The organism is Cupriavidus sp. a3, from assembly GCF_051015765.1.
Lineage (GTDB): Bacteria > Pseudomonadota > Gammaproteobacteria > Burkholderiales > Burkholderiaceae > Cupriavidus > Cupriavidus oxalaticus_A.
Window position 1 is genome coordinate 830,712 of the sequence record NZ_CP170644.1, and the last position, 23,020, is coordinate 853,731.

Here is a 23,020-nt window from a genome sequence, read left to right on the forward strand (position 1 = left end):
CCACACTTTTCCATTTTTCCGGTTCCGGCCTACAACTCCAGTGGGTGCGCCACCTTGCGCATTCGCCGAGACGGGTTTGACACGCCTGTCTTGCGAGATTACGATATGGTAAATCAATTACGGATTACGTAATTCCGTACCGAACTCACCCAGACCGGCAGGGCCCGCCAAAGGGTCCCCGGGGCGCCAGCGCAGCGCCGCATGGAGACGCCGTGGATACCACCACCAACCCGCAACGCACCTTCGCGTACCAGCCTGGCGCCGAGCAACGCTCGCAGCCGGCGGCTGCGCATGCGATCCGTCCCGTGGCGGTGGTGGGCGCCGGGCCGGTCGGACTCACCGCGGCGATCGACCTGGCGCAGCGCGGCGTTCCCGTGGTCGTGCTGGATGACGACGACACGCTCGCCGCCGGCTCGCGCGCCATCTGCTTTGCCAAGCGCACGCTGGATATCCTGGACCGCCTCGGCTGCGGCGAACGGGTCGCGGCCAAGGGCGTCAGCTGGCATGTCGGCAAGGTGTTCTTCGGCGACGAGCAGGTGTACCGCTTCGACCTGCTGCCAGAGGCCGGCCATCGCCGGCCGGCCTTCGTCAACCTGCAGCAGTTCTACCTGGAAAGCTTCCTGGTCGAACGCGCCGCCGAACTGCCCGGCATTGAACTCCGCTGGCGGCATCGCGTCACCGGCGTTGCGCCAGCCCAGGACAACGTCGCGCTGACGGTCTCGACGCCTGATGGGGACTACGTGCTGCAAGCGCGCTATGTGGTGGCCGCCGATGGCGCCCACAGCGCGGTGCGCCAGGGCCTTGGCCTGGAAAGCAAGGGCCGCGTGTTCCACGACCGTTTCCTGATCGCCGATGTGAAGATGGCGGCGCCGTTCCCGGCCGAGCGCTGGTTCTGGTTCGACCCGCCGTTCAACCCGGGCCGCTCCGCGCTGCTGCACCGGCAGCCCGACGATGTCTGGCGGCTCGATTTCCAGCTGGGCTGGGACGCCGACCCCGAAACCGAGAAGCAGCCCGGGCGCGTGATCCCGCGCATCCGCGCCATGCTGGGCGATGGCGTGGCCTTCACGCTGGAATGGGTCAGCGTCTATACCTTCTGCTGCCAGCGCATGGATGCCTTCCGCCACGGCCGCGTGCTGTTCGCCGGCGATGCCGCGCACCGCGTCTCGCCGTTCGGCGCGCGCGGCGCCAACAGCGGCGTTCAGGATGCCGAGAACCTGGCGTGGAAACTGGCACTGGTGCTGGCCGGCCGCGCTGGCGACGCCTTGCTCGACAGTTATGCCAGCGAGCGCGAGGCCGCCGCCGACGAGAACATCCGCCACTCGACGCGTTCCACCGATTTCATCACGCCCAAGAGCGCCGTGAGCCGCACCTTCCGCGATGCCGTGCTGCGCCTCGCGCGCCGCCACGCGTTTGCGCGCCAGCTGGTCAATAGCGGCCGGCTGTCGCTGCCCACGGTGCTGGCGGATTCGCCGCTCAACACGCCGGATCGCGATGTGTTCGCGGGCGCGATGGTGCCCGGTGCGCCGTGCGCGGATGCGCCGCTGCGGCGCCACGGCGAGGCGCAGCCGGGCTGGCTGCTCGGCGAACTGGGCGAACTGGGCGAACTGGGCAACGCCTTCACGCTGCTGGTCTTTGGCGACGGCAGCGAGATCCCGGACGATGCGCGCCGCCGGCTGGCAATGGCCGCGGTGCCGATGCGCCTGCTGTTCGTGGTGCCGCCGGGCCAGCCGGCTGCACCGCCCGATGGCCCGCGCCATGTGAGCGACGCCGAAGGCCTGGCTGCGCGCCGCTACGACGGCCGCCCGGGCACCTGCTACCTGATCCGTCCCGACCAGCACGTCTGCGCCCGCTGGCGAACCTTTGATGCCGAAGCCGTGCAGGCCGCACTGTTGCGCGCCCTCTGCCTGCCAGCCAACGGCCGGATGCACTAGAAGTCCCTGAACCCCGACCGACACCGCAACGCTGACGACACCATGAACCTCACGCACACCCAGCTCGCCGAGCACGGCTACATGTCCGGCTTCGCCAACGAATTCGCCACCGAGGCGCTGCCCGGTGCGCTGCCCGTGGGCCAGAATTCGCCGCAGCGCGCGCCCTATGGCCTCTATGCCGAGCAGCTGTCCGGCAGCGCCTTCACCGCGCCGCGCGCGCACAACCGCCGCTCGTGGCTGTACCGCATCCGCCCGGCGTCGATGCACCAGCCGTTCACGCTGGTCGAGCAGTCGCGTTTCCTGAGCCGTTTCGACCAGGTGCCGCCGTCGCCCAACCAGATGCGCTGGAGCCCGCCCGCGATGCCGTCGGTGCCGACCGACTTCGTCGACGGCATCGTCACCATGGCCGGCAACGGCGGCCCGGAAGCGATGAGCGGCTGCGGCATCCACCTGTACCTGGCCAACCAGTCGATGCAGGACCGCTTCTTCTACAACGCCGACGGCGAGATGCTGATCGTGCCGCAGCAAGGGCGCCTGCTGATGGTGACCGAGCTGGGCCGCCTGGAAGTGGAACCGCAGGAGATCGTCGTGATCCCGCGCGGCGTGCGTTTCCGCGTGGAGCTGCCGGATGGCGAGGCGCGCGGCTATATCTGCGAGAACTACGGCGCACTGTTCAAGCTGCCCGACCTGGGCGTGATCGGCTCCAACGGCCTGGCCAACCCGCGCGACTTCCTGTCGCCGGTGGCCAGCTATGAAGACCGCGAGGGCGATTTCGAGCTGGTGGCGAAGTTCCAGGGCAACCTGTGGCGCGCCGCGATCGGCCATTCGCCGCTGGACGTGGTGGCCTGGCACGGCAACTACGCGCCGTACAAGTACGACCTGCGCCGCTTCAACACCATCGGTTCGATCAGCTTCGACCACCCGGACCCGTCGATCTTTTTGGTGCTGCAATCGCCGTCGGACACCCCGGGCGTGGACACCATCGACTTTGTCATCTTCGGGCCGCGCTGGCTGGCGATGCAGGATTCGTTCCGCCCGCCCTGGTTCCACCGCAATATCGCCAGCGAATTCATGGGCCTGATCACCGGCGTCTACGACGCCAAGGCCGAGGGCTTCGCACCGGGCGGCGCCAGCCTGCACAACTGCATGAGCGGCCACGGGCCCGATGCCGAGACCTTCGAGAAGGCCAGCGCCGCCGATACCTCGACGCCGCACCACATCGAGAACACCATGGCGTTCATGTTCGAGACGCCGGGCGTGATCCGCCCGACGCCGTACGCGGCGCAGTCGGCCTCGCTGCAGCAGGAGTACTACACCTGCTGGCAAGGCCTGAAGAAGCATTTCAACCCGAACGTCCGCTGAACCCGACAAATCCTGGAGTGAACCAATGACCGCCCCCCAAACCAGCTGGATCGACAGCGCCAACGACGGCCAGACCCACTTCCCGCTGCAGAACCTGCCCTACGGCGTGTTCTCCGTCAAAGGCCAGTCGCCGCGCGTCGGCGTCGCCATCGGCGACCAGATCGTTGACCTGGCCGCGCTCGATGATGCCGGCCTTCTGCCCGCCGCAGCAAAGGGCGCTTTCGCCGGAACGACCCTGAACCGCTTCATCGCCCTCGGCAAGCCCGCCTGGACCGAAACCCGCAAGCGCCTGACCGCGCTGCTGTCCGGCGAAGACGCAGCGCTGCGCGACAACGCAGCGCTGCGCGACAACGCAGCGCTGCGCGACAAGGCGCTGGTGCCGATGTCCGCCGCGGCGCTGCACCTGCCGGTCGACATCCCCGGCTACACCGACTTCTATTCGTCGAAGGAACACGCCACCAACGTCGGCCGCATGTTCCGCGACCCGGACAACGCGCTGCTGCCCAACTGGCTGGAAATCCCCATCGGCTATAACGGCCGCGCCAGTTCGGTGGTGGTGAGCGGCACGCCGCTGCATCGCCCGAACGGCCAGATCAAGCTGCCGAACGAAGCGCGCCCGGTGTTCAGCGCCTGCCGCAAGCTGGATTTCGAACTGGAGATGGGCTTTATCGTCGGCAAGGAGTCGGCGCTGGGCGAGCCCGTCAGCACGGCCGACGCGTCGGCGCATATGTTCGGCATGGTGCTGCTCAATGACTGGAGCGCGCGCGATATCCAGCAGTGGGAATACGTGCCGCTGGGGCCGTTCAACAGCAAGGGCTTCGGCACTTCGATCTCGCCGTGGGTGGTGACGATGGACGCGCTGGAACCGTTCCGCCGCGACAATCCCGAGCAATCGCCGCAGCCGCTGGCGTACCTGCAGCAGCAGGACAAGAACGCCTATGACATTGCGCTGGAAGTCTCGCTGCAGCCGGAAGGAGCGCCCGCGCCGAGCACGATCTGCCGCACCAACTTCAAGGCGATGTACTGGACCATGGCACAGCAGCTGGCGCACCACACGGTGTCGGGCTGCAATGTGCGCGTGGGCGACCTGATGGGCTCGGGCACGATCTCGGGTACCACGCCGGACTCCTACGGCAGCATGCTGGAGCTGACCCGCAATGGCGCCGAGCCGGTGACGCTGGCCGACGGCAGCCAGCGCGGCTTCCTGCAGGACGGCGACAGCGTGATCATGACCGGCTACTGCCAGGGCGAGGGCTACCGCGTCGGCTTCGGCACGGTCTCGGGCAAGATCCTGCCCGCTCGCTAAGGGTCGTCTGCCGGCACTTCAGCCGGCGTGCGAGCCATGCCGGGCGGCATCGAGAATCACCGCTGCCCGGCCTGACAGCAAGCTCCGCCCGTCCGCGCTGACGGTGAAGGCGTACAGCACGCTGGCGCCTTCGCCGCTGACGCGCCGCGCTTCGACCAGCAGCGGCGCGTCGATATCGTCCAGCCTCTCCACCAGCAGTTCGAGCTTGCGCACCGACGCCAGGTAGCCGGAGCGCGGGCGCGAAGGGCTGTCTTCCTGCGCCGCCAGCAGCGCGCCGTGCACGGCCATCGCCTGTGCCGCGTATTCGATGCCGCAGACCGCCGCGAGCCGTCCCTGCGCCCGCAGCGGGTTGTCCGCCCGCGCATGCGTGCCGGACACGCAGCGCACCACGTTTTCATCCCAGTCCAGCACACCGTCGAGCAGGCACATCGTGCCCTGGTGCGGAATGCGCGCCGCAATCCAGTCGCGGTCGCGCACGAAGGCGGGCAGCTTCACGGCGTCAGGCCCTGGTCACGGTGCCGAGGCTGGCCACATTGGCCCGGATCTGCAGCCTGTCGAGGTAATCGAGCACCACCGTGCCGGTGTCGCCGCGTGCGATGGCGGCCAGCAGCGGCAGCGCGCGCGCGGCCGGTGCCGACTTGCGCAGCGCTTCCAGCGCGGCATCCGGCATCGTATCGGCGCCGGCCTGCGTCAGCGAGACCTCGATCTGCGCCAGCGTCTGCGGCGTGGGCTGCGGCGTCATCAGCAGCGCCACACCGAACGGGTCGGGGATGAGCCGATGGCTGTGCAGCGGCTCGGGGTAGCCGGTGTCGTAGGCAATCAGCAGGCAGGGCTCGGCATCTCCCGCCACCTGCAGCGCGCATTCGAGCAGGCCGGCGCCGAAGCTGCCGTCCATCGCGCACAGCGCGTTGGAGGTGCGCATCGCCCCGGCCGCGATCGCCCAGTAGCCGGCGGTGGCGTTGTGGACGGAGTTGTGGAAGCGCGTCGGCGACATCAGCGGATCCGGCTCGGCCAGCGCTTCGCAGATCGCGTGGAAATTGTGGCCGTCGGCGCTCGACGAGGTAAAGATCGTCGGCAGCTGCGCGGCATCGAGGCCGCTGGCGGCGACGGCCTGCTGGCCCACGCCCAGCGCCAGGCGCACGGTCGGGCCGGTGCGCCGGCGCTCCGCGGGCGGCAGCCCTGCGGGCGGCGGCAGTTCGGTCGGCGCGTGCGTGTAGGACGCGCGGCCCGCCAGCACTTCGCGCGCTGCGTCCCAGCCACTCATGCCCGGGCCGAGCAGGCCGATGCTTTCGATAAAAACGGGGTGCAAAGCGGGTTGCGGCATGGCGCTGGCTCAGTGAAACGCCGCGTCCGCGCGCGCGAACAGCAGGCTGCAGTTGGAACCGCCGAAGCCGAATGCATTGCTCATGGCATAGCGCAGCGGCGCGTCGCGGCTCATAAGCTGGTAGTTCACGCCCAGCGCCGGATCCGGCTGCGTGGTGTTGATGCCGGCCGGCAGCAGGCCATGGCGCAATGCCAGGGCGCAGATCACGGCCTCCAGTGCGCCGGCGGCGCCAAGCGCATGGCCGGTCGCGCCCTTGGTCGAACTGCATGGCGTACCGGGCAGCACCGCGGCCATGGCCAGCGCCTCGGCGGCGTCGTTGCTGCGCGTGGCGGTGCCATGCAGGTTGACGTAGCCGACCTGTGCGGCAGCGATGCCGGCGCTGGCCAGCGCCTGTTCCATCGCCAGGCGGGCACCGAGCCCTTCCGGGTGCGGGGTCGACATATGGTGGGCGTCGCTCGACTCGCCGATGCCGGCCAGCAGGATGGCATCGGCATCCGGCGCATCCGGGGCGCGCTCGAGCAGCCCGAAGGCCGCGCCCTCGCCAATCGAGATGCCGTTGCGCGCGACGTCGTACGGGCGGCACGGCTGCGCCGACAGCAGCTCCAGCGAATTGAAGCCATACAGCGTGGTGTGGCACAGCGAATCGACGCCGCCGACGACGGCCGCGTCGATCAATCCTGCTTCGATCATGCGCCGGGCCGAGCTGAAGACCTTGGCGCCGGACGAGCATGCCGACGAAACCGCCGCTGCCGGGCCGCCAACGCCGAGATACTCCCGCACGAAGCCCGGCAGGGAATAGGGGTTGTGCGTGCCGCCGTAGTGGAAGCCCGCCGGCAGCGCACCGGTATCTGGATCGCGCTGCCGATAGCCCAGTTCCGTCTGCAGCACGCCGGCGGTGCTGGTGCCGAGAAAGACACCGATGCGGTCCGCGCCATAGCGCGCCGCGGCCTCGCGTACGCGTTCGGCGAAATGGTCTGCTTCCAGCCCAAGCCATGCCAGGCGGTTGTTGCGGCAGTCGAAGTGCGACAGGTGCGCAGGCAGCGTCACCGCATCCAGTCCGGGTACTTCACCGACATAGGTGTCCAGGCGCACGTCGCCAAACTGGCACGGAGCCAGGCCGCCACGCCGCGCGCGCAGTGCCGACAAAGTCGCGTCTGCGCCGGTACCGATGCAGCTGGTGGCCGTGAAGTGGGAAAACAGTAGCGGAGACAAGGCTTTGCGGAATCTTGGGGGTGGTCTAATTGTAACAAGCCGGGGCCGGTCAGTTTGTCGGCGACTGTCCGGTACCGCTGTCGGCATGCCCTGATTCCATCGCTGCGCACAGCGTCACGCAGCGCAGGCCCGCCCGGTCGATGGCGGCAAGCAGGGGCGGCAGCACCGTCGTGCAGTGCGGATTGCCGGCCGGATCGAAGCCGGGATTGCCGTCATGCAGCAGCAGGATGTCGCGGCCCGCGAGTTTGCCGGTCAGGCGTTGTTCCACGCGCGCCGCGATGTCGCCGGAGCGGGTATCGAAGCCGCGTCGCGTCCACGCCGCCAGCTGGAGCCCGAGGCGGCACAGCACCGGTTCCAGGAACGGGTTGCGCAGCCCGGCCGGCGCGCGGAAGAAGCGCGGCGCCTGCCCGGTGAGGTCGCCCAGCACCTGCTGCGCCGCGCCGATGTCGCGCAGCATCCGGCCCGGTCCGAAAACGGAGAAATGCAGGCGGTGATGCATGCTGTGGTTTTCCACCGCATGGCCGCGGCGCACGATCTCGCGCACCAGCGCCGGATGCGCCGCGGCGCGCTCGCCGACGCAGAAGAAGGTGGCGCGCGCGCCGTGCTGGTCGAGCAGGTCGAGCACGCGCGGCGTCAGCGCCGGATTGGGACCATCGTCGAAGGTCAGCGCTACGCAATCCTGTGCCGACGGCGGCAGCCGCAGCAGGTTTGGCCCCAGCCACGTGCTGCGCGGCCACAAGCCGCCGGCGCACATCGCCGCGTGGGTGGCGGCAATGCCTGCCAATGCGGGGACGATGCTGCCGGGATGCGTGAGCATGGCGCCGATGCCGGCCACGTGGACCGCGGCTGCGCCATACAGCAGCGGGCTGGGGCGCCACGGGCGGCTTGGCGGCGTGTCGTGCCAGGCGCCGCCGGATGCGGAAAAGCGGTTCATGTCGTACTCCCGGCCTGACCGGTCCCGGCATTTCCGGCATTGCCGGAGGTGGCGGGCCGCGCCAGGATTGCCGAGAACCACAGCGCCAGGATGGCGCCGGGGCCGACTGTCAGGCCGAACGCCCGCAGCAATGGCAGGCTCGACAGCGCCAGCAGGCCGAAGGCGGACACCGTCGTCAGGTTTGCGAGCAGCAGGGAGACCAGCGTGTGCGGCGAATGGGCCGCGCCAGGCTGGCCCGCTGAAGCGCCATTGAAGAATAGCGCGTAGTTCGAGCCGACTGCCACCAGCAGCAACAGGCCCACCAGGTGCAGCAGCGTCAGCGGCTGGCCCAGTGCGGCCAGCCCGCCCAGCACGACCACCGCGGCGGCCGCCAGCGGCAGTACCGTGGCCGCCACGCGGCGCGGCGAGCGCAGCGCGATCGCCAGCAGCGCCACGATCGCCAGCAGGCCCGCCAGCGACAGCAGCAGCGCCTCGCGCAGGTAGCCGGCGTAGAGGCGGTCGGACTCGCCCTTGAGGTCGACGAACAGCGTATCGGGCACGTCGGCGCGGGCAACGGCGGCGCGCACCGCGGCACTGTCGACGCCGTCGCCGCCGCCGCTACCCTTGGCGGCATTTGCCGTGGCCGGGGCGCGCAGCGGCAGCGTCGCGCTCCAGCGCCCGTCGCGATGCGTCAGCAGCGCATCGACCGCCAGCGCCATCGACGTGCCGCGCAGGTCTTCGCGCCGCAGCAGCGGGCCCGCGCGCGCTTGCTCGGCTTCGGCCAGGAACGGTGCGAACAGGTCGGCGCGCACCGGCTGGCCGGCGACGGCCGCGCGCAGCCGCTGCGCCAGCTCGGCGGGCGGCGGCAGGCTGGCCTGGCGCGCGCGCTGGGTCGCGTCGCTGGGCAGGTAGCGCGCGGGGCTTTCATAGCCGCCGATGAAGTTCTGCGCCACCAGCGGGTCGAGTTCGTGGGCCACGCGCTCCGCGCCCTGCAGCACGCTTTCCTGGTCGGGCCCGGACAGCACCACCAGGAAGCGCACGTCGGGCGCGCCCAGGTCGGCGCGCAGCGAGGCGTCGAGGGCCTGTTCGCTCGCGGGCACCGGGCTCAGCCCGGCCAGCTCGCGGCCCCACAGCGTGCCGCGATGCATCGCCAGCACGGTGCTTGCCGCGACCACCAGTACGAGCACCAGCCAGCGCAGCCGGTGGGCACGCTCGGCCAGCCATGCCAGGCGGCGTCCCAGCGGCGTCACGTCGCGCAGGTGCAGCGTGGCGGGCACCAGCTGCGGCAGCACGAAGCGCGTCACCAGCGCCGCCGTCGCGAGCCCTGCGATCGAATACAGCCCAAGCTGCGCCAGTCCCGGAAAGCCCGACAGCAGCAGCGAGGCAAAACCGCACACCGAGGTCAGCACGCCCAGCCGCACCGTGGGCCAGAACCCGCCCAGCCAGGCGCGGTTGTCGCGCTGGCCGTTGCGCGTGTATTGCGCCGACTGCACGAACAGGTAGATCGAATAGTCGACCGCCTCGCCGATCAGCGTGGTGCCGAAGCCCAGCGTCAGCCCGTGCACGGTGCCGCCAAAACCCAGGCTCACCGCCGCGATGCCGGCCAGCGCGCCGCTCAGTACCGGCACCAGCCCCAGCACCAGCAGCGGCACCGAACGGTAGACCGCCAGCAGCAGCGTGACGATGATGGCCACGCCGATGGTCGACAGGCGCTCGACGTCGTGCCGGATGGTGTCGCGCGACTTGACGGAGAAGACTCCGGGGCCGGTCATCGCGAGCTGATAGGGGCCGTTTGCCGCGGCCTTGGCAAAGGCATCGCGGATTGCGTCGATGGCCTGCGCCTGCGCGTCCGTATCCGAACCCGAAGCCGCGCTCTGCGCCAGCAGCACCGCGCGCTTGCCGTCGCGCGAGGTCCAGGCGCCGGCATGCAGCTGGGGGCGCTGGCCGGCGTCGAGCTGAGTCAGCAGCGCGGCGACCTCGCCGGTGGGGTCGCGGGGCAGCAGTGCCTTGGTGAAGAGGCCGGCCGACGAGGCCAGCAGCTCGAACGAATCGTTCACGGCATGGGCCAGGCCGTGCTCGCTGAAACGCTCCGGCGTGACTGTCGGGCTGAGCAGGTAGCGGTGTTCGTAGACGTATTTGCGGTCGGCGTCCTGGTTCAACGGCTCGCCGTTCTGGATCGCGGTGAAGCGCGGATCGCGCCGCAACTGCGCCGCCATCGCGCGCGAGACCGCCGCGCGGCCATCGGCGTCGCCGCCTTCGATGCCGACCAGGATCAGCCGCGAGACCAGCCCGTCGCGCAACTGGCTGACCAGCAACTGCTGCTCGGCGCTCGGCAGCCGCGGCAGGAAGGCGGACAGGTCGGCGGTGAAGCTGGTGCGGCTGACCACCGCCGCGCACGCCAGCAGCGCGACCAGCCACAGCGCCAGCGCCAGGCGCGCGCCGGGCAGCGTGAAGCGCCGCGGGGCCGAGGGGGGCGTGGGTGGCGTGGGGGACGAGGGGGGCATGCCGGAGGCTGCGCTCATGGGCGGCCGGCGGGCCGGATCGTCATGACGGAGCGGTCGCCGTCGGCCTGGCGGATCTCGACACGGTCCAGTGCGTCCTGGCTGCCGTCGATGCGCACCTGGCTGACGACTGCCGCCATGCGCGAGTCCGCCGGCGTCAGCGTCAGCGTCCAGCGGCTGGCGCGGCCTTCGAGGCCGAGCTTGTAGTAGCGTTCCAGCGTGTGGCGGTTGCCGGCGAGCGTGCCGCGGATGCTTTCGATAAAGGCCGCCAGCTCGGGGTAGTTCTGCAGCGGCATGGTAAAGCGCTTGCCGTCGCGCTCCACCGTCAGCATGTCGCCGTCGAGCACCATGTTTTCTGCCTTGGGCGATACGGTGCGCTTCTCCAGGTGGTCGGGCGCGGTGAAAAGCAGTTCGCCGGAAGACTGCACCGGCTTGGCCAGCATCGCCAGGTACTTGGTCTCGGTGAAGCGGACCCGGCCTGACTTGCGCTGCGCCAGCGTGGACATCAGCTGGTCGACGCCGAAGGCGGGCGCGGCCTGTGCCGCGGCAGGCGCGGGCGGTGCGGCTGCGCTGCCTGGCATCGCGATGCCGAACGCAACGCCTGCCAGCAGCAGCGGCAGCAACCGGCGGACAACGCGCCTGGCGGAACAGATCGGATCAGTGTCGAAGGCTTTCACAACGCTCGGGAGGTCATGGCTCATGGCTCGTTGCCCGGTGGCGGCTGCTCGGAGAGCGGCGGGCCGGCGTGCCAGAAGTCATAGAAGTTGAACCAGTTGTACGGCGCCTTGCGGCTGAATTTCTCCAGCAGCCGCACATAACCGTCCAGTGCCGACTGCACCGCGGCTTCGCGCTGGCCGCGCGCGGTCTGCGAGAAGTCCGCCAGCGGCACGAAATGGACATCGTAGCGGTTGCCGCCGCGATACAGCCCGGTGATGAAGAACACCGGCCGGCGCAGCATGGCGGCCATGCGCAACGGCCCGGTCGGGAACCCGGTGGGCGCGCCGAGGAAATCGCATTGCTGCACCGGATCGGTGGCACGCTGCGACAGGGTGCGGTCGGCCAGCATGCCGATCATGTAGCCGCGGTCGAGGTAGTCGCGCACGCGCAGCATGGTATCGAAGCGGCCCAGTGCGATCACGTCCTGGCGCATGGCGGGGTTGATCGACTGCAGCACGTCGTTGAGCTTGTGCGCGTTTTCCTCGTACATGGTGATGGCCACTTCCATGTCCGGATGCTGGCGGCCGAGCGCGCGCACGACCTCGAAGCTGCCCAGGTGCGCGCCCAGCAGGATCGCGCCGCGGCCGCGCGCCATGGCGGCTTCGAGCAGGTCTTCGCCGTGGAGGCGGATGTCGAACAGGTCGAAGCGGCCGTTGAGCAGGTAGATGCGGTCGTGGATGGTCGAGGCAAAGGTCAGCACATGCCGGTAGCCGTCGATCCAGTTGGCCTCGCGGCCCAGCGCGCGGTCCAGGTAGGCGCGCGAGGCATGGCGCGCCGCCGGCGAGAACAGCGTGAAATAGGCCGCGATCAGGCGCAGCACCACGCGCCCGGCCGGACGTCCCAGCGCCAGCGAGATCCACGTCATGACGCGCAGCAGCGGGATGTTGCTGCGCTCTTTGTGCCGGGACCAGTCGGCGGCCTCCACCGGCGCTTGCCGCTTCCACAGCCAGGTCAGCATGGCCCGCCCTCCGAAGTAGCGGCGCGCAGTTGCAGCGTGCCGCTGGCCACTTCGCGTCCCGCGCTGCGCAGCGTGATGCGCAAGCGTTCGCTGCCGTCCGTGGCCGGCTCGGCGTCGTGTTCGATTTCGACCCGTTCTCCGGGGCGCACGGGGCTGAGGAACTTGATCGTCCCGGCCTGCGTGGGCACCAGCGGCCGCCCAAGTGCGGACCCGAGCGCGAGCAAGGCGTGGTCGAGCAGCACTACGCCGGGCACGATCGGATTGCCGGGGAAATGGCCGGCCATGGCGGGGTGGCCGGCGTCGATGACAAAGGCGGGCAGGGCCGCTGCGACATCCCGCGCGCGGGACAACTGCGCCACCAGCGCCGCCAGCGTGTCGCGCGGCAGCTTGCCGGCGGCATTGCGCGGCAGGCGTTCGGCGAACAGCAGCGGGCGCGGCAGGAAGGCGGGGTCGATGCGCTCGCGCAGCGCCTGCAGGATCGCCGCCGGGGTCACGCCCGGCGCCACGACGACTGCCACCAGCCGCACCACGTGTCCCTGTGCATCGCCTTCGTGGCTGTCGCCGGGCATGAAGAAGGCGCCGTCCTGCACGCCGTCGATGGCATTGAGCTGGTGGTCAAGGTAGGCCAGCGAGGTGCGCTTGCCGGCGATATTGAGCAGGTCGCCCTTGCGGCCGTGCAGCAGGAAGTGCCCCGTATCCAGCGGTTCGATGGCATCGCCGAGCGCCACCGGTTGCTCGATATGCCCGCCCTCGGCCCAGGTCATGGTGTCTGCTGCGCCGTCCGCCGTACGCGGCTGCAGCCGGACGCCGGGCACCAGCGTCCAGATGTCTTCCTGCGCGGTGCGGCGGGTGGCAAGCTGGCCGGTCTCGGTGCTGCCGTAGATTTCACGCAACGGGCCGTGGAACAGCGCTTCCGCAGCAGCAGCCAGATCGCGGCCGAGCGGGGCAGTGGCGCACAACAGCAGGTCGGCGGCGGGCATGGCCATGTCCGCGTGCACCAGCGTGCGCAGGTGTACCGGCGAGCTGACCAGCGCGCGCGGCGCGGGCACTCCGGCCAGTGCGTCGCGGACGTCGGCCGGGTAGAACGCCGGTGCCGACGCCAGAGCGGCGCCGCCCTGCAGTGCCAGCATGACGGTGGCCTCCAGGCCGAACATATGCTGCGGCGGCACCGTGCCGACCAGCGTCCATGCGCGCCCGTCGCACAGGCCCAGCCGTTGCGCGGCGTGGCGCGCTCCCCGGGCCATCGCGCCCCAGGTCTTGCGGTGTGGCACCGGGGTGCCGGTCGAACCGGAGGTGAAGACGTAGGCCAGCACGCGGTCGGCAGGAAGCGACGGCACGTCGGTGAATTCGGCCGCATCCGGGGCCGCAGCGACGCCCTGGTGGTAGTCGAACACCGGCATTGCCATCGGCGCGGCCGGCTGGTCCTGCAGGCAGAAGGCATCGGGTGCGAATGCGCACAGCTGGCGCACCGTCTCGGGGGTTTGCGACGACGGCAGAAGTGTAGCCTTGCCCCGCAGCAGCGCCGCGCACAGCCCGACGGTGAAGCGATAGCGGTCGGTACAGGCGTTGAAGACATGGCCGCCGGCCGGCAGCGCGGCGGCAAGCTGCGCCACGTCGGCCAGGAACCTGCCTACGGTGACCGGCCGGCCCTGCACCCACGCGAGGGTGGCGGCAGGGGAGGCGTGCGCGACGAGCGGGATCGCAGTCATGGCGGATGCGATGCGGCGCGCGTCAGCGCGGCATGGCGGTGGCGGCCGGCGTCACTGCGCGCGCGGCCCGGGCTGCCCGGGCAGCCATCACGGCGCGGTAACCGTGCACCGCATCGAGCAGGCCTCCGTGGCGCATGCCAGGGAAGGCGATGCGGCGGCATGCCGCTTCGGCAGCGAACATCGCGGCGATCAGCAAAGGGGTGGCGAGGTTGGCGAAGTTCGACCACGCCGCCACTGGAGCCAGCACGAACAGCAGCGTGGAGGCGCCGGCCACGGCCGCGAAGAACAGGGTCCAGGCCTGCGTCACGCGCCGCGCATAGCGGGCGTGCGCCGGCGTCAGCTCGCCATGGAGGGCCGTGGCGATCTGTGCGCACAGCGGGGTGTGGCCGTCGCGCAAGGTCAGGCCGAACATCACGCCAAGCGCCACGTTGACGCCGGCGTGCTGCAACAGGTATGTCCAGCCAAAATGGTGCGACAGCGGCACTCGCCAGAGCCAGAGCGCCACGCATGCCGCGACCAGTGCGAACAGTGCCGGCTTGCGTCCGGCGGTGCGCAGCACGGCCAGGAAACCGAGCGCCAGGAACGGGAGGATCCCCAGGAGCAATGCGACGACTTCTGCTCCCGGCCGATGCGCGGCATAATGCAGCGCGCATTCATAGATCACGAACCCGGCGACCCCGACGAGCCATCCACGGCCGCCGCCGATGGCCGAGGCGTGCGGCGTACTCGCGGATTCGACCCGTGCGTCCTGGACGGGCCGGGCACGGGCGGGGAGGGAAGACGATTGGCTCGAGGACATCATTTGTGTCGTTATCATGTGTAGCAAGCGGCGCTTCAGGCTGAGGCCGAAAACCGGCGAAATCCAAAGTCCGCGAGTGTGCGCCAGACTGCGAAGCGAACGCTTTATACCTTAAAAGACCCCCTACGCGGTGCCAGGATTCCCCAAAGCCCTGTTGATGTTGTTACCAAACTTCTCTCGGCTAGCCCGCCATCGGGGCCTTTGGTAGCATCGGCTGGCCCCCACGGCGCGCCGGGACGATCCGGACCGGCTGCGTGCCGCGGCGGCCCCCTCTGCTTCAACATGACCGAACTTGAAACCGAACTCGCCCGCCTGATCATCGACGAACTCGACATCGCAGACCTGCGACTGGAAGAGGTCACCGCCGACACGCCGCTGTACGGCGAAGGCTTCGGGCTGGACTCCATCGACATCCTGGAGATTGCCCTGCTGGTGTCGCGCAAGTACGGGGTCGAACTGCGTTCGGACAACCCCGACAACAAGACCATTTTCGCGTCGCTCGGCAGCCTTGCCGGCTACGTCGCGGCGCAGCGCGCCAGCTAACCCCGCCACCCGGGAACCGGAGCGCGACATGCCCCAGCATGCCACGCCACTCCCTGCGCCCGCGCCGGGCGCCGACGCAGCGCACCGTTCCCACCTGGTGCTGATCCCCAGCTACAACCCCGGCACCCGCCTGCACGGCACGCTGCAGGCGGCGCGCGCGGCGTGGGCGCCGGTATGGGTCGTGGTCGACGGCAGTACCGATGGCAGCGAACGCTGGCTGCGGGCCGAAGCCGCCACCGACCCGGCGCTGCGCGTGCTGACGCTGCCCACCAACCAGGGCAAGGGCGCTGCTGTGCTGCACGGCATCGAAGCCGCGGCGGCCGAGGGCTTCACCCATGTGCTGGTCATGGATTCGGACGGCCAGCATCCGGCCCACCTGATTGCGGAGTTCATGGCCCTGTCGCAGCGCGAGCCGGACGCGATGGTGCTGGGCCGGCCGGTTTTCGACGCCAGCGCGCCCCGCGAAAGGGTCTACTGGCGGCGCATGTCCAATTTCTGGGCCGATGTCGAGACCCTCTGGGCCGGGATCGGCGATTCCCTCTATGGCTTCCGCGTCTACCCGATCGCGCCGCTGCGCGCGGTGATGCGCGAGACGCGCTGGATGCGGCGCTTCGATTTCGATCCCGAAGCGGCGGTCCGCCTGTGCTGGCGCGGTGTGCGCCCCATCAATGTGGCGGCACCGGTGCGCTACTTTGCACGGGGCGAAGGCGGTGTCTCGCACTTCCGCTACCTGCGTGACAACCTGCTGCTGACCGGGATGCACCTGCGGCTGCTGGCGGGTTGCGCGGTGCGGCTGCCGGTGCTGCTGTGGCGGCGCTTGCGCCTTGCCGGCAAGGCGGCGCCCCGGCATCTGCGCTGAGCACGGCCGCCGGCCAATGGCCAAAGCAAAGAAGGCCGCGCAATGCGGCCTTCCTGCCTTTCCGTTCCTGCGCGTGTCCGATCAGCGATCCGCGCGAAACTGGCGACTATTACTTGGCCAGTTACTTGCCCAGTTCGTGCCCGATCACGCCGCCAACCACGGCACCGCCGATGGTACCGGCCGTGCTGCCGTCGGTCAGTTCATGGCCGGCCACGCCGCCGGCCACTGCGCCCGCTGCGGTACAACCAGCCAGCGCCATGCTTGCGCCTATCAGGAGTGCGCCTGCGAGTTTCCACATGATGGGTCTCCTGCATCATTGCCGGACTGGCCCGGGTGGACCGGCCCATGCGTCCAGCTTAGGCACGGTCCGGCCGGCGGCCTTTCAGGCACGCGCCGAAATCGCTGTAGGAATCGGACGACGGCAGGTAGTGCTGGCGCTACCTCAGGCGTCCTTCGCGTGCTGGCGCAGGCGCTTGATCAGCGACGAGGTGTCGGCGCGGCCGCATCCCATCTGCTGCAGGTCGGCATAGAACTGGTCGACCAGCGCCGTCACCGGCAGAGCGGCGCCGTTGCGGCGCGACTCGTCCAGGCACAGGCCCAGGTCCTTGCGCATCCAGTCCACCGCGAAGCCGAAATCGAACTTGTTGTCGATCATGGTGGGGCCGCGGTTTTCGAGCTGCCAGGAGCCGGCGGCGCCCTTGCTGATCACATCCAGCACCAGCCGCATGTCCAGCCCGGCGCGCTCGCCGAAGGCGATGGCCTCTGACAGGCCCTGGATCAGGCCGGCAATGCTGATCTGGTTGACCATCTTGGCCAGTTGCCCGGCGCCGGCCTCGCCGATGCGGGTCACCGCACGGGCATAGGCGGCGATGACCGGCTCGGCGCGCGCGTAGACGTCGGCATCGCCGCCGCACATGATGGTCAGGATGCCTTTTTCCGCGCCGACTTCGCCGCCCGAGACCGGGCCGTCGACAAAGTGCAGGCCGCGCTCGCCGGCCGCGGCATAGAGCTCGCGCGCGACATTGGCGCTGGCCGTGGTGTGGTCGACGAAAATGCAGCCGCTCGGCGCGCCGAAGAAGGCGCCATCGGGGCCGGTCAGCACCGCGCGCAGGTCGTCGTCATTGCCGACGCAGGAGCACACCACCTGTGCGTCGCGCACCGCCAGTGCCGGCGTCGCTGCCGCCTTGCCGCCGAACTTCCCGACCCAGGCCTGCGCCCTGGCGGCGGTGCGGTTGTAGACCGTGACCTCGTGCCCTTTGGCGGCGAGGTGGCCGGCCATGTGGAAACCCATGACGCCCAGGCCGAGAAATGCGACACGCATGCTGCTGCTCCGTTGCTTGATCTGTTTGTGGAATCGGTGAGGCGCGGGCTAGGGCCGCGCCCGGCCCCCCAGAGTATACGGGCGGGAGCAGGCGGGGCACAGATACAGCAGGGCGGAATGCGGGGCATAACAGAGTGACGAGGGAGGCATTCATACCCATGTCACTGCTAACCCGGAAAAACCCATGTCCTGGGTATTCGGACTGCATCCAATGACTACTCCGGCTTCACCCCCGCCTCCCGGATCACCGTATTCCACTTGCCGACCTCGGCCTTGATCCGCGCACTCGCCTGCGCCGGCGTCGTCCACGTGGCAATCGCCCCTTGCTTGAGCAGCGTGGCCTGGACTTCCGGCTCGGCCAGGATCTTCTTCAGGTCGCCGCTGAGCCGGTCGATCACCGGCGCCGGCGTGCCCGCCGGAGCGACGATGCCGAACATCGAGCTGACTTCGAAGTCTTTCAGTCCGGCTTCGGTGGCGGTCGGCACGTCGGGCAGCGCACTGACGCGCTCGGACGAGGCCACCGCCAGGGCGCGGATCTTGCCGGTCTTGACGTAGGCCTGGGCCGCGGGAACGGTCTCGACCATGCTCAGCACCTGACCGCCGATCAGGTCGGTCATGGCCGGGCCGCTGCCCTTGTATGGCACGTGCAGCATCTCCACGCCGGCCATGCGCTTGAACATCTCGCCGGCCAGGTGCTGCGGAGAACCGTTGCCGGCCGAGGCGAAGGTGATGGCGCCGGGCCTGGATTTTGCCAGCGAGACCAGTTGCGGCAGGCTGCTGGCGCTGACCGACGGATTGACCACGAACACCAGCGGCACGGTGCCGACGATCGACACCGGCGCGAAGCTCTTCTCCAGGTCGTAAGGCACGCGGCTCTTGTACAGCGCGGCGTTGATGGCGTGGCTGGTGAGCGCGCCCAGCAGCAGGGTATAGCCGTCGGCGGGCGACTTGGCGACCAGCTCGGCGCCGATATTGCCCGCGGCGCCGGCGCGGTTGTCGACCACCACCTGCTGGCCGAGCGTGGTGGACAGGCGCTGGGCCAGCGTGCGGCCGATCACGTCGGTGGCGCCGCCGGGCGGGTAGGGCACGACCAGCCGGATCGGCTTGGCGGGATAGGCGTCCGCGGCCATGCCCCAAGCCGGGGCGAGCAGCATGCCGGCAAATGCGAGGGAAGCAACCAGGATGGAGCGGCGAGGGGTGCGGCGCGCCGCTGTGGTGGCGCGGGCGGCCGTGGGCGAAATGCCAGGCATGTGGGTCTCCTGTGCCGGGAAATCGTTGGAATGGGAATGGATCGGCGGGCGGCGGGTGGCCGCCGGCGGATGACGCCCGGCTCGTTATCGGGGCCAAGTGTAGGCCGGGCCGCTTGATTGATGAATCAGTATTTTTCTATCGACTGATCTCTGGATTGAATCAATTAATGCGGTGCGATGCCGGGCTTGCGCTACGCCAGCATTGGCCGCTAAGCTTCCGGCCATCGATTATCAATAATTTCATTGGAGATAGCCCTCATGTCCGCCAACGACCCCAGCAAGCCCGACGCCACCCGACCGCAAGGCCTGGCCAAGGGCCTGACCAACTACGGCGACACCGGCTTCTCGCTGTTCCTGCGCAAGGCCTTTATCAAGGGCGCCGGCTATACCGACGACGCGCTGTCGCGGCCGGTGATCGGCATCGTCAACACCGGCAGCAGCTACAACCCCTGCCACGGCAACGCGCCGCAGCTGATCGACGCGGTCCGGCGCGGCGTGATGCTGGCCGGCGGCCTGCCGGTGGATTTCCCGACCATCTCGGTGCACGAGAGCTTTTCCGCGCCGACCAGCATGTACCTGCGCAACCTAATGTCGATGGACACCGAGGAAATGATCCGCGCGCAGCCCATGGACGCGGTAGTGCTGATCGGCGGCTGCGACAAGACCGTGCCGGCGCAGTTGATGGGCGCGGCCTCGGCCGGGGTGCCGGCGATCCAGCTGGTAACCGGTTCGATGCTCACCGGCGCGCATCGTGGCGAGCGCGTGGGCGCCTGCACTGACTGCCGCCGCTACTGGGGCCGCTATCGTGCCGAAGAGATCGATGCCGCCGAGATCGCCGACGTCAACAACCAGTTGGTGGCCAGCGTCGGCACCTGTTCGGTGATGGGCACGGCCAGCACCATGGCGTGCGTGACCGAGGCGCTTGGCATGATGGTGGCCGGCGGTGCCTCGGCGCCCGCGGTGACGGCCGACCGCATCCGCGTGGCCGAGCGCACCGGCACCACGGCGGTGGCGATGGCCAAGGCGCGCCTGACGCCGGACCGCATCCTGACCGGCAAGGCTTTCGAGAACGCACTGCGCGTGCTGCTGGCGATCGGCGGCTCGACCAACGGCATCGTGCACCTGACCGCCATTGCCGGCCGCCTCGGCATCGATATCGACCTGGCGGGCCTGGACCGCATGAGCCGCGAGACGCCGGTGCTGGTCGACCTCAAGCCCTCCGGCCAGCACTACATGGAGGACTTCCACAAGGCCGGCGGCATGGCCACGCTGCTGCGCGAGCTGCGCCCGCTGCTACACCTGGACACGCTGACCGTGTCCGGCCGCACGCTTGGCGAAGAGCTTGACGCCGCGCCGCCGCCGTTCGAGCAGGACGTGATCCGCAGAGCGGCCGACCCGATCTACCCGGCCGGCGGCCTGGCCGTGCTGCGCGGCAACCTGGCGCCGGGCGGCGCCATCATCAAGCAGTCCGCGGCCGATCCGGTGCTGATGGAGCACGAGGGCCGCGCCGTGGTATTCGAGAACGCCGAGGACATGGCGCTGCGCATCGACGACGAAGCGCTCGACGTCAAGGCCGACGATATCCTGGTGCTCAAGCGCATCGGGCCCACCGGCGCGCCCGGCATGCCCGAAGCGGGCTACATGCCGATCCCGCGCAAGCTGGCGCGCGCCGGGGTCAAGGACATGGTGCGCATCTCGGACGGCCGCATGAGCGGCACCGCGGCAGGCACCATCGTGCTGCACGTGACGCCCGAAGCGGCCATCGGCGGTCCGCTGGCGCTGGTGCGCAGCGGCGACCGCATCCGCCTTTCGGTGCGCGAGCGCGACCTGACGCTGCTGGTCGACGACGCCGAACTGGCCCGCCGCGCCGCGGCGCAGCCGGTGGAGCGCCCGCGCGCCGAGCGCGGCTACCGCAAGCTGTTCCTCGAGACCGTGACGCAGGCCGACCAGGGCGTCGACTTCGACTTCCTGCGCGCGACGCAGACCGTCGATACCGTGCCGCACCAGCGCTGAGCCATGCCGGACATCACCCCACAGTCCGAAGCCGGCGCCATGCAGCAGGCCGTCGATACGCTGGAGGAGGACATCGTCTTCAGCCGCCTGCATCCGCGCGAGCGGCTGACCGAGGACGACCTGATGGCGCGCTTCGCCCTCAAGCGGCATGTGGTGCGGCAGGTGCTGGCGGGGCTGGAGGCGATCGGCGTGGTCGAGCGCAAGCGCAATGTCGGCGCGGTGGTGCGCGCGTTCTCCGCGCGCGAGGTGCTGGAACTATACGCACTGCGCGAAGTGCTGGAATGCCATGCCGCCGCGCAGATCGACCTGCCGGTGCCGCCGGCGCGGCTGGCGCCGCTGGCCGCGGTGCAGAAGCAGCATGACGCCGCCGTGGCCGCTGGCGATGCGCGCGCGGTGTTCCGCATCAACCAGGCCTTTCACCGCGAGCTGTTCGCGCTGACCGGCAATGCCGTGCTGCAGCAGGCCATCGGCGACTATGCGCGCCGCACCCACCCGATCCGGTTCGGCACGCTGGCGGCCGCGGCCTATCGCGAGCGCGCTCGGCAGGAGCACTGGGCCATGATCGAGGCGCTGCAGCAGGGCAACCGCGAGGCGCTGGTGGAACTGTGCCGCCGCCACCTGCTGCCGTCGCGCGATGCCTATCTCGCCGCGGCGCAGGCCCGGGGCGCTGCCTGAACCCTGCGGACAGCCCCGGCGGGCCGCATTGCGGCCACCGCCCTGTGGCAGCGGCATCACAGCGAAGTCAGAACCCGCCTACGCCGCCGTCCGCCATCGTCCTATCCCTTGCGCGCGTGACGCTGCCTACATTGGAAGCAGCGTCACCACCGCAAGGAGCCGATTCATGTCATTCGCGCTATACATCATTGGCTTGCTGGTCCTGGTCGGCGGCATCGCCTGGGCGATGTCAACGGCCGGCCTCGCGACCGTTTATATCGGCATCGCCTGCCTGATCGTGCTCGGCGTCGGCATCATGATGGCCGTCTCGCGCACGCGTACCAAAGACCCTTCCTGAAGCCTGCGGGCCCGGCTCCGTGCCGGGCCTGTCCTGACGGCGGCGGCGGATCGGCAGCCCGAAGCGATCGGCCAGCGCGCGCCAGCGGCCGGTCGCGAGCCCGGCTCGATGCCGTGCGGGTAATGGTGCGCGGCATCGCGAGCTCCCACATCATGCGCAGGTGGCGCCAGTTCGGCGGGTTCAGGCGCGTCGGCCCGAGCGCGCTGGCCATAAGGCCGGCGCAGACCACCGCGACCACTGCACCACCGCGACGATGGCCGGCAGCGCGCCGGCCAGGATCAGGATATCGACGATGATGCTCATGCGCTGGCCTCCATGGCGCCGGCGCCGGCAGCGGCGGGATGCGCCAGCTGCGCGCGCACCGCCGCGGCAAGTTCGGCGGCGGCGGGGGACAGCGAGCGGTTGCGCGAGGTCACCAGCCCGATCGAGCGCTCGGTCACTGGCGCGGTCAGTAACCGCTCGACGATGCCGGCCTGGCGCACCGTGCCGGCCGCAATCTCTGGCAGCGCCGCCACGCCGAAGCCGCATTCGACCATGGCCGCGATGGTGGCCAGGTGCTCGGCCTCGAACACCGGCTGGAAGCGGATCTTGTTCTGCAGGAAGGCCCATTCGGCGTACTGGCGCACGCTGCTGGGATGCGTCATCGATACGTGCGGCGCGGTGGCGGTATCGGCCCAGCGCAACGGGCCGCTGCTGCGCGCCAGCGGGTGCGCCGAGGGGATCAGCAGCACGAAGCGGTCGGACAGCAGCGGCTCGTAATGCAGGTCGGCCTGCTGCGGATCGGCCGCCGTCAGCGCAAAGTCCACCTCGCCCGCGCGCACCAGGTCGAAGGCCGGGCCCGACAGCGTGTCGATCACCTTCAGCGCCACTTCCGGGCGCGCCCGGTGGTAGGCCATCAGCACGCGCGGCAGCATGCGCGCCGCCAGCGACGGCAGCGCCGCCACGGCCACCTGGCCGCGCTCGGCGCTAGCAATGCCGGTAACGGCGTCGATGGCGCCGCGGAAGGCGGCCTGCAGCAGCGCGGCCTGCTGCATAAAGACCTGGCCCGCGGCGGTCAGGCGCACGGTGCGGGTGGTGCGATCGAACAGGCGCACGCCGAGCGATTCCTCGATACGCAGGATCTGCGTGGACAGGGCGGACTGGGACAGGTGCAGCTGGGTGGCGGCCTGGCGGTAATTGAGCGTGCGGCCGAGCACCAGCGTGGTCTCGATGTCCCGCATCGACAGGTTGATTTTCATGGTCAGGCAGTGGCGGGCGCGGTGTGCGCCGCGGAAGACATGAGCGGCACGA

General features: G+C 69.9%; 22 protein-coding genes. 8 read left to right on the top strand and 14 right to left on the bottom strand.

Annotated elements, in window-relative coordinates; genetic code table 11:
• Nucleotides 1-212 precede the first annotated feature (212 nt).
• The 3 genes from ACAD63_RS25645 to fahA are packed head-to-tail and all read left to right on the top strand — an operon-like array spanning nt 213 to nt 4,599.
• Nucleotides 213-1,931 carry an FAD-dependent oxidoreductase gene (locus ACAD63_RS25645; protein ID WP_434034554.1) on the top strand — a complete coding sequence of 573 codons (1,719 nt, stop codon included), beginning with the start codon at nt 213-215 and terminating at the stop codon, nt 1,929-1,931.
• 42 nt (nt 1,932-1,973) lie between these two features.
• Nucleotides 1,974-3,293, top strand: a complete 1,320-nt coding sequence (gene hmgA, locus ACAD63_RS25650; protein WP_133094435.1) for a homogentisate 1,2-dioxygenase — start codon at nt 1,974-1,976, stop codon at nt 3,291-3,293.
• Nucleotides 3,294-3,318: 25 nt separating this feature from the next.
• Entirely contained in the window at nt 3,319-4,599 is a 1,281-nt protein-coding gene (gene fahA, locus ACAD63_RS25655; protein ID WP_434034555.1) for a fumarylacetoacetase, read from the top strand.
• An 18-nt stretch (nt 4,600-4,617) separates the two neighbouring features.
• Here the strand turns inward: fahA and ACAD63_RS25660 are convergent, their stop codons facing one another.
• The 9 genes from ACAD63_RS25660 to ACAD63_RS25700 all read right to left on the bottom strand — a co-directional run bounded on the left by ACAD63_RS25660 (nt 4,618) and on the right by ACAD63_RS25700 (nt 14,537).
• Nucleotides 4,618-5,028 carry a 3-hydroxylacyl-ACP dehydratase gene (locus ACAD63_RS25660; protein WP_371704068.1) on the bottom strand — a complete coding sequence of 137 codons (411 nt, stop codon included), beginning with the start codon at nt 5,026-5,028 and terminating at the stop codon, nt 4,618-4,620.
• Between the two features lie 70 nt (nt 5,029-5,098).
• Nucleotides 5,099-5,923 carry a beta-ketoacyl synthase chain length factor gene (locus ACAD63_RS25665; RefSeq protein ID WP_434034556.1) on the bottom strand — a complete coding sequence of 275 codons (825 nt, stop codon included), beginning with the start codon at nt 5,921-5,923 and terminating at the stop codon, nt 5,099-5,101.
• A 9-nt stretch (nt 5,924-5,932) separates the two neighbouring features.
• Nucleotides 5,933-7,135, bottom strand: coding sequence for a beta-ketoacyl-[acyl-carrier-protein] synthase family protein (locus ACAD63_RS25670; protein WP_135702881.1), 1,203 nt, complete (start codon nt 7,133-7,135; stop codon nt 5,933-5,935).
• 49 nt (nt 7,136-7,184) lie between these two features.
• Nucleotides 7,185-8,069, bottom strand: a complete 885-nt coding sequence (locus tag ACAD63_RS25675) for a polysaccharide deacetylase family protein (RefSeq protein ID WP_434034557.1) — start codon at nt 8,067-8,069, stop codon at nt 7,185-7,187.
• A complete protein-coding gene (locus ACAD63_RS25680; protein ID WP_434034558.1) occupies nt 8,066-10,552 on the bottom strand; it encodes an MMPL family transporter in 2,487 nt (828 codons plus the stop codon). The genes ACAD63_RS25675 and ACAD63_RS25680 overlap by 4 nt, the downstream gene beginning before the upstream one ends.
• A gap of 14 nt (nt 10,553-10,566) precedes the next feature.
• Nucleotides 10,567-11,130 carry a LolA-related protein gene (locus tag ACAD63_RS25685; RefSeq protein ID WP_434034683.1) on the bottom strand — a complete coding sequence of 188 codons (564 nt, stop codon included), beginning with the start codon at nt 11,128-11,130 and terminating at the stop codon, nt 10,567-10,569.
• 116 nt (nt 11,131-11,246) lie between these two features.
• Nucleotides 11,247-12,224, bottom strand: coding sequence for an acyl-CoA synthetase (locus ACAD63_RS25690; RefSeq protein WP_133094441.1), 978 nt, complete (start codon nt 12,222-12,224; stop codon nt 11,247-11,249).
• Nucleotides 12,218-13,933 carry an AMP-binding protein gene (locus tag ACAD63_RS25695; protein WP_434034559.1) on the bottom strand — a complete coding sequence of 572 codons (1,716 nt, stop codon included), beginning with the start codon at nt 13,931-13,933 and terminating at the stop codon, nt 12,218-12,220. Before ACAD63_RS25695 ends, ACAD63_RS25690 begins: the two co-directional genes overlap by 7 nt.
• Before the next feature lie 22 nt (nt 13,934-13,955).
• Nucleotides 13,956-14,537 (bottom strand): acyl carrier protein, encoded by a 582-nt coding sequence (locus ACAD63_RS25700; RefSeq protein ID WP_255519724.1) that lies wholly within the window; start codon nt 14,535-14,537, stop codon nt 13,956-13,958.
• 477 nt (nt 14,538-15,014) lie between these two features.
• On the opposite strand from ACAD63_RS25700, the gene ACAD63_RS25705 reads away from it, so the two are divergent.
• Nucleotides 15,015-15,275, top strand: coding sequence for a phosphopantetheine-binding protein (locus tag ACAD63_RS25705; protein WP_133094443.1), 261 nt, complete (start codon nt 15,015-15,017; stop codon nt 15,273-15,275).
• Between the two features lie 28 nt (nt 15,276-15,303).
• Nucleotides 15,304-16,134, top strand: coding sequence for a glycosyltransferase family 2 protein (locus tag ACAD63_RS25710; protein WP_135702877.1), 831 nt, complete (start codon nt 15,304-15,306; stop codon nt 16,132-16,134).
• 121 nt (nt 16,135-16,255) lie between these two features.
• Here the strand turns inward: ACAD63_RS25710 and ACAD63_RS25715 are convergent, their stop codons facing one another.
• The 3 genes from ACAD63_RS25715 to ACAD63_RS25725 form a co-directional block, all read right to left on the bottom strand.
• The gene (locus tag ACAD63_RS25715; RefSeq protein ID WP_029046952.1) at nt 16,256-16,432 is read right to left on the bottom strand and encodes a glycine zipper 2TM domain-containing protein; all 177 of its coding nucleotides are present in this window, start codon (nt 16,430-16,432) and stop codon (nt 16,256-16,258) included.
• 144 nt (nt 16,433-16,576) lie between these two features.
• Entirely contained in the window at nt 16,577-17,476 is a 900-nt protein-coding gene (locus tag ACAD63_RS25720) for an NAD(P)-dependent oxidoreductase (RefSeq protein ID WP_434034684.1), read from the bottom strand.
• A 194-nt stretch (nt 17,477-17,670) separates the two neighbouring features.
• Nucleotides 17,671-18,705: a Bug family tripartite tricarboxylate transporter substrate binding protein gene (locus tag ACAD63_RS25725; RefSeq protein ID WP_133094446.1), complete on the bottom strand. Its 1,035-nt coding sequence runs from the start codon at nt 18,703-18,705 to the stop codon at nt 17,671-17,673.
• 258 nt (nt 18,706-18,963) lie between these two features.
• Between ACAD63_RS25725 and ACAD63_RS25730 the strand changes: the two genes are divergently transcribed.
• The 3 genes from ACAD63_RS25730 to ACAD63_RS25740 all read left to right on the top strand — a co-directional run bounded on the left by ACAD63_RS25730 (nt 18,964) and on the right by ACAD63_RS25740 (nt 21,730).
• Nucleotides 18,964-20,718 (top strand): IlvD/Edd family dehydratase, encoded by a 1,755-nt coding sequence (locus tag ACAD63_RS25730; RefSeq protein ID WP_434034560.1) that lies wholly within the window; start codon nt 18,964-18,966, stop codon nt 20,716-20,718.
• A gap of 3 nt (nt 20,719-20,721) precedes the next feature.
• Nucleotides 20,722-21,393, top strand: coding sequence for a GntR family transcriptional regulator (locus ACAD63_RS25735; protein WP_434034561.1), 672 nt, complete (start codon nt 20,722-20,724; stop codon nt 21,391-21,393).
• Between the two features lie 166 nt (nt 21,394-21,559).
• A complete protein-coding gene (locus tag ACAD63_RS25740) occupies nt 21,560-21,730 on the top strand; it encodes a hypothetical protein (RefSeq protein ID WP_165971468.1) in 171 nt (56 codons plus the stop codon).
• A gap of 180 nt (nt 21,731-21,910) precedes the next feature.
• Here the strand turns inward: ACAD63_RS25740 and ACAD63_RS25745 are convergent, their stop codons facing one another.
• Nucleotides 21,911-22,033 (bottom strand): hypothetical protein, encoded by a 123-nt coding sequence (locus tag ACAD63_RS25745; RefSeq protein WP_255519723.1) that lies wholly within the window; start codon nt 22,031-22,033, stop codon nt 21,911-21,913.
• A complete protein-coding gene (locus ACAD63_RS25750) occupies nt 22,030-22,968 on the bottom strand; it encodes a LysR family transcriptional regulator (protein ID WP_133094449.1) in 939 nt (312 codons plus the stop codon). Before ACAD63_RS25750 ends, ACAD63_RS25745 begins: the two co-directional genes overlap by 4 nt.
• Nucleotides 22,969-23,020: the final 52 nt, after the last annotated feature.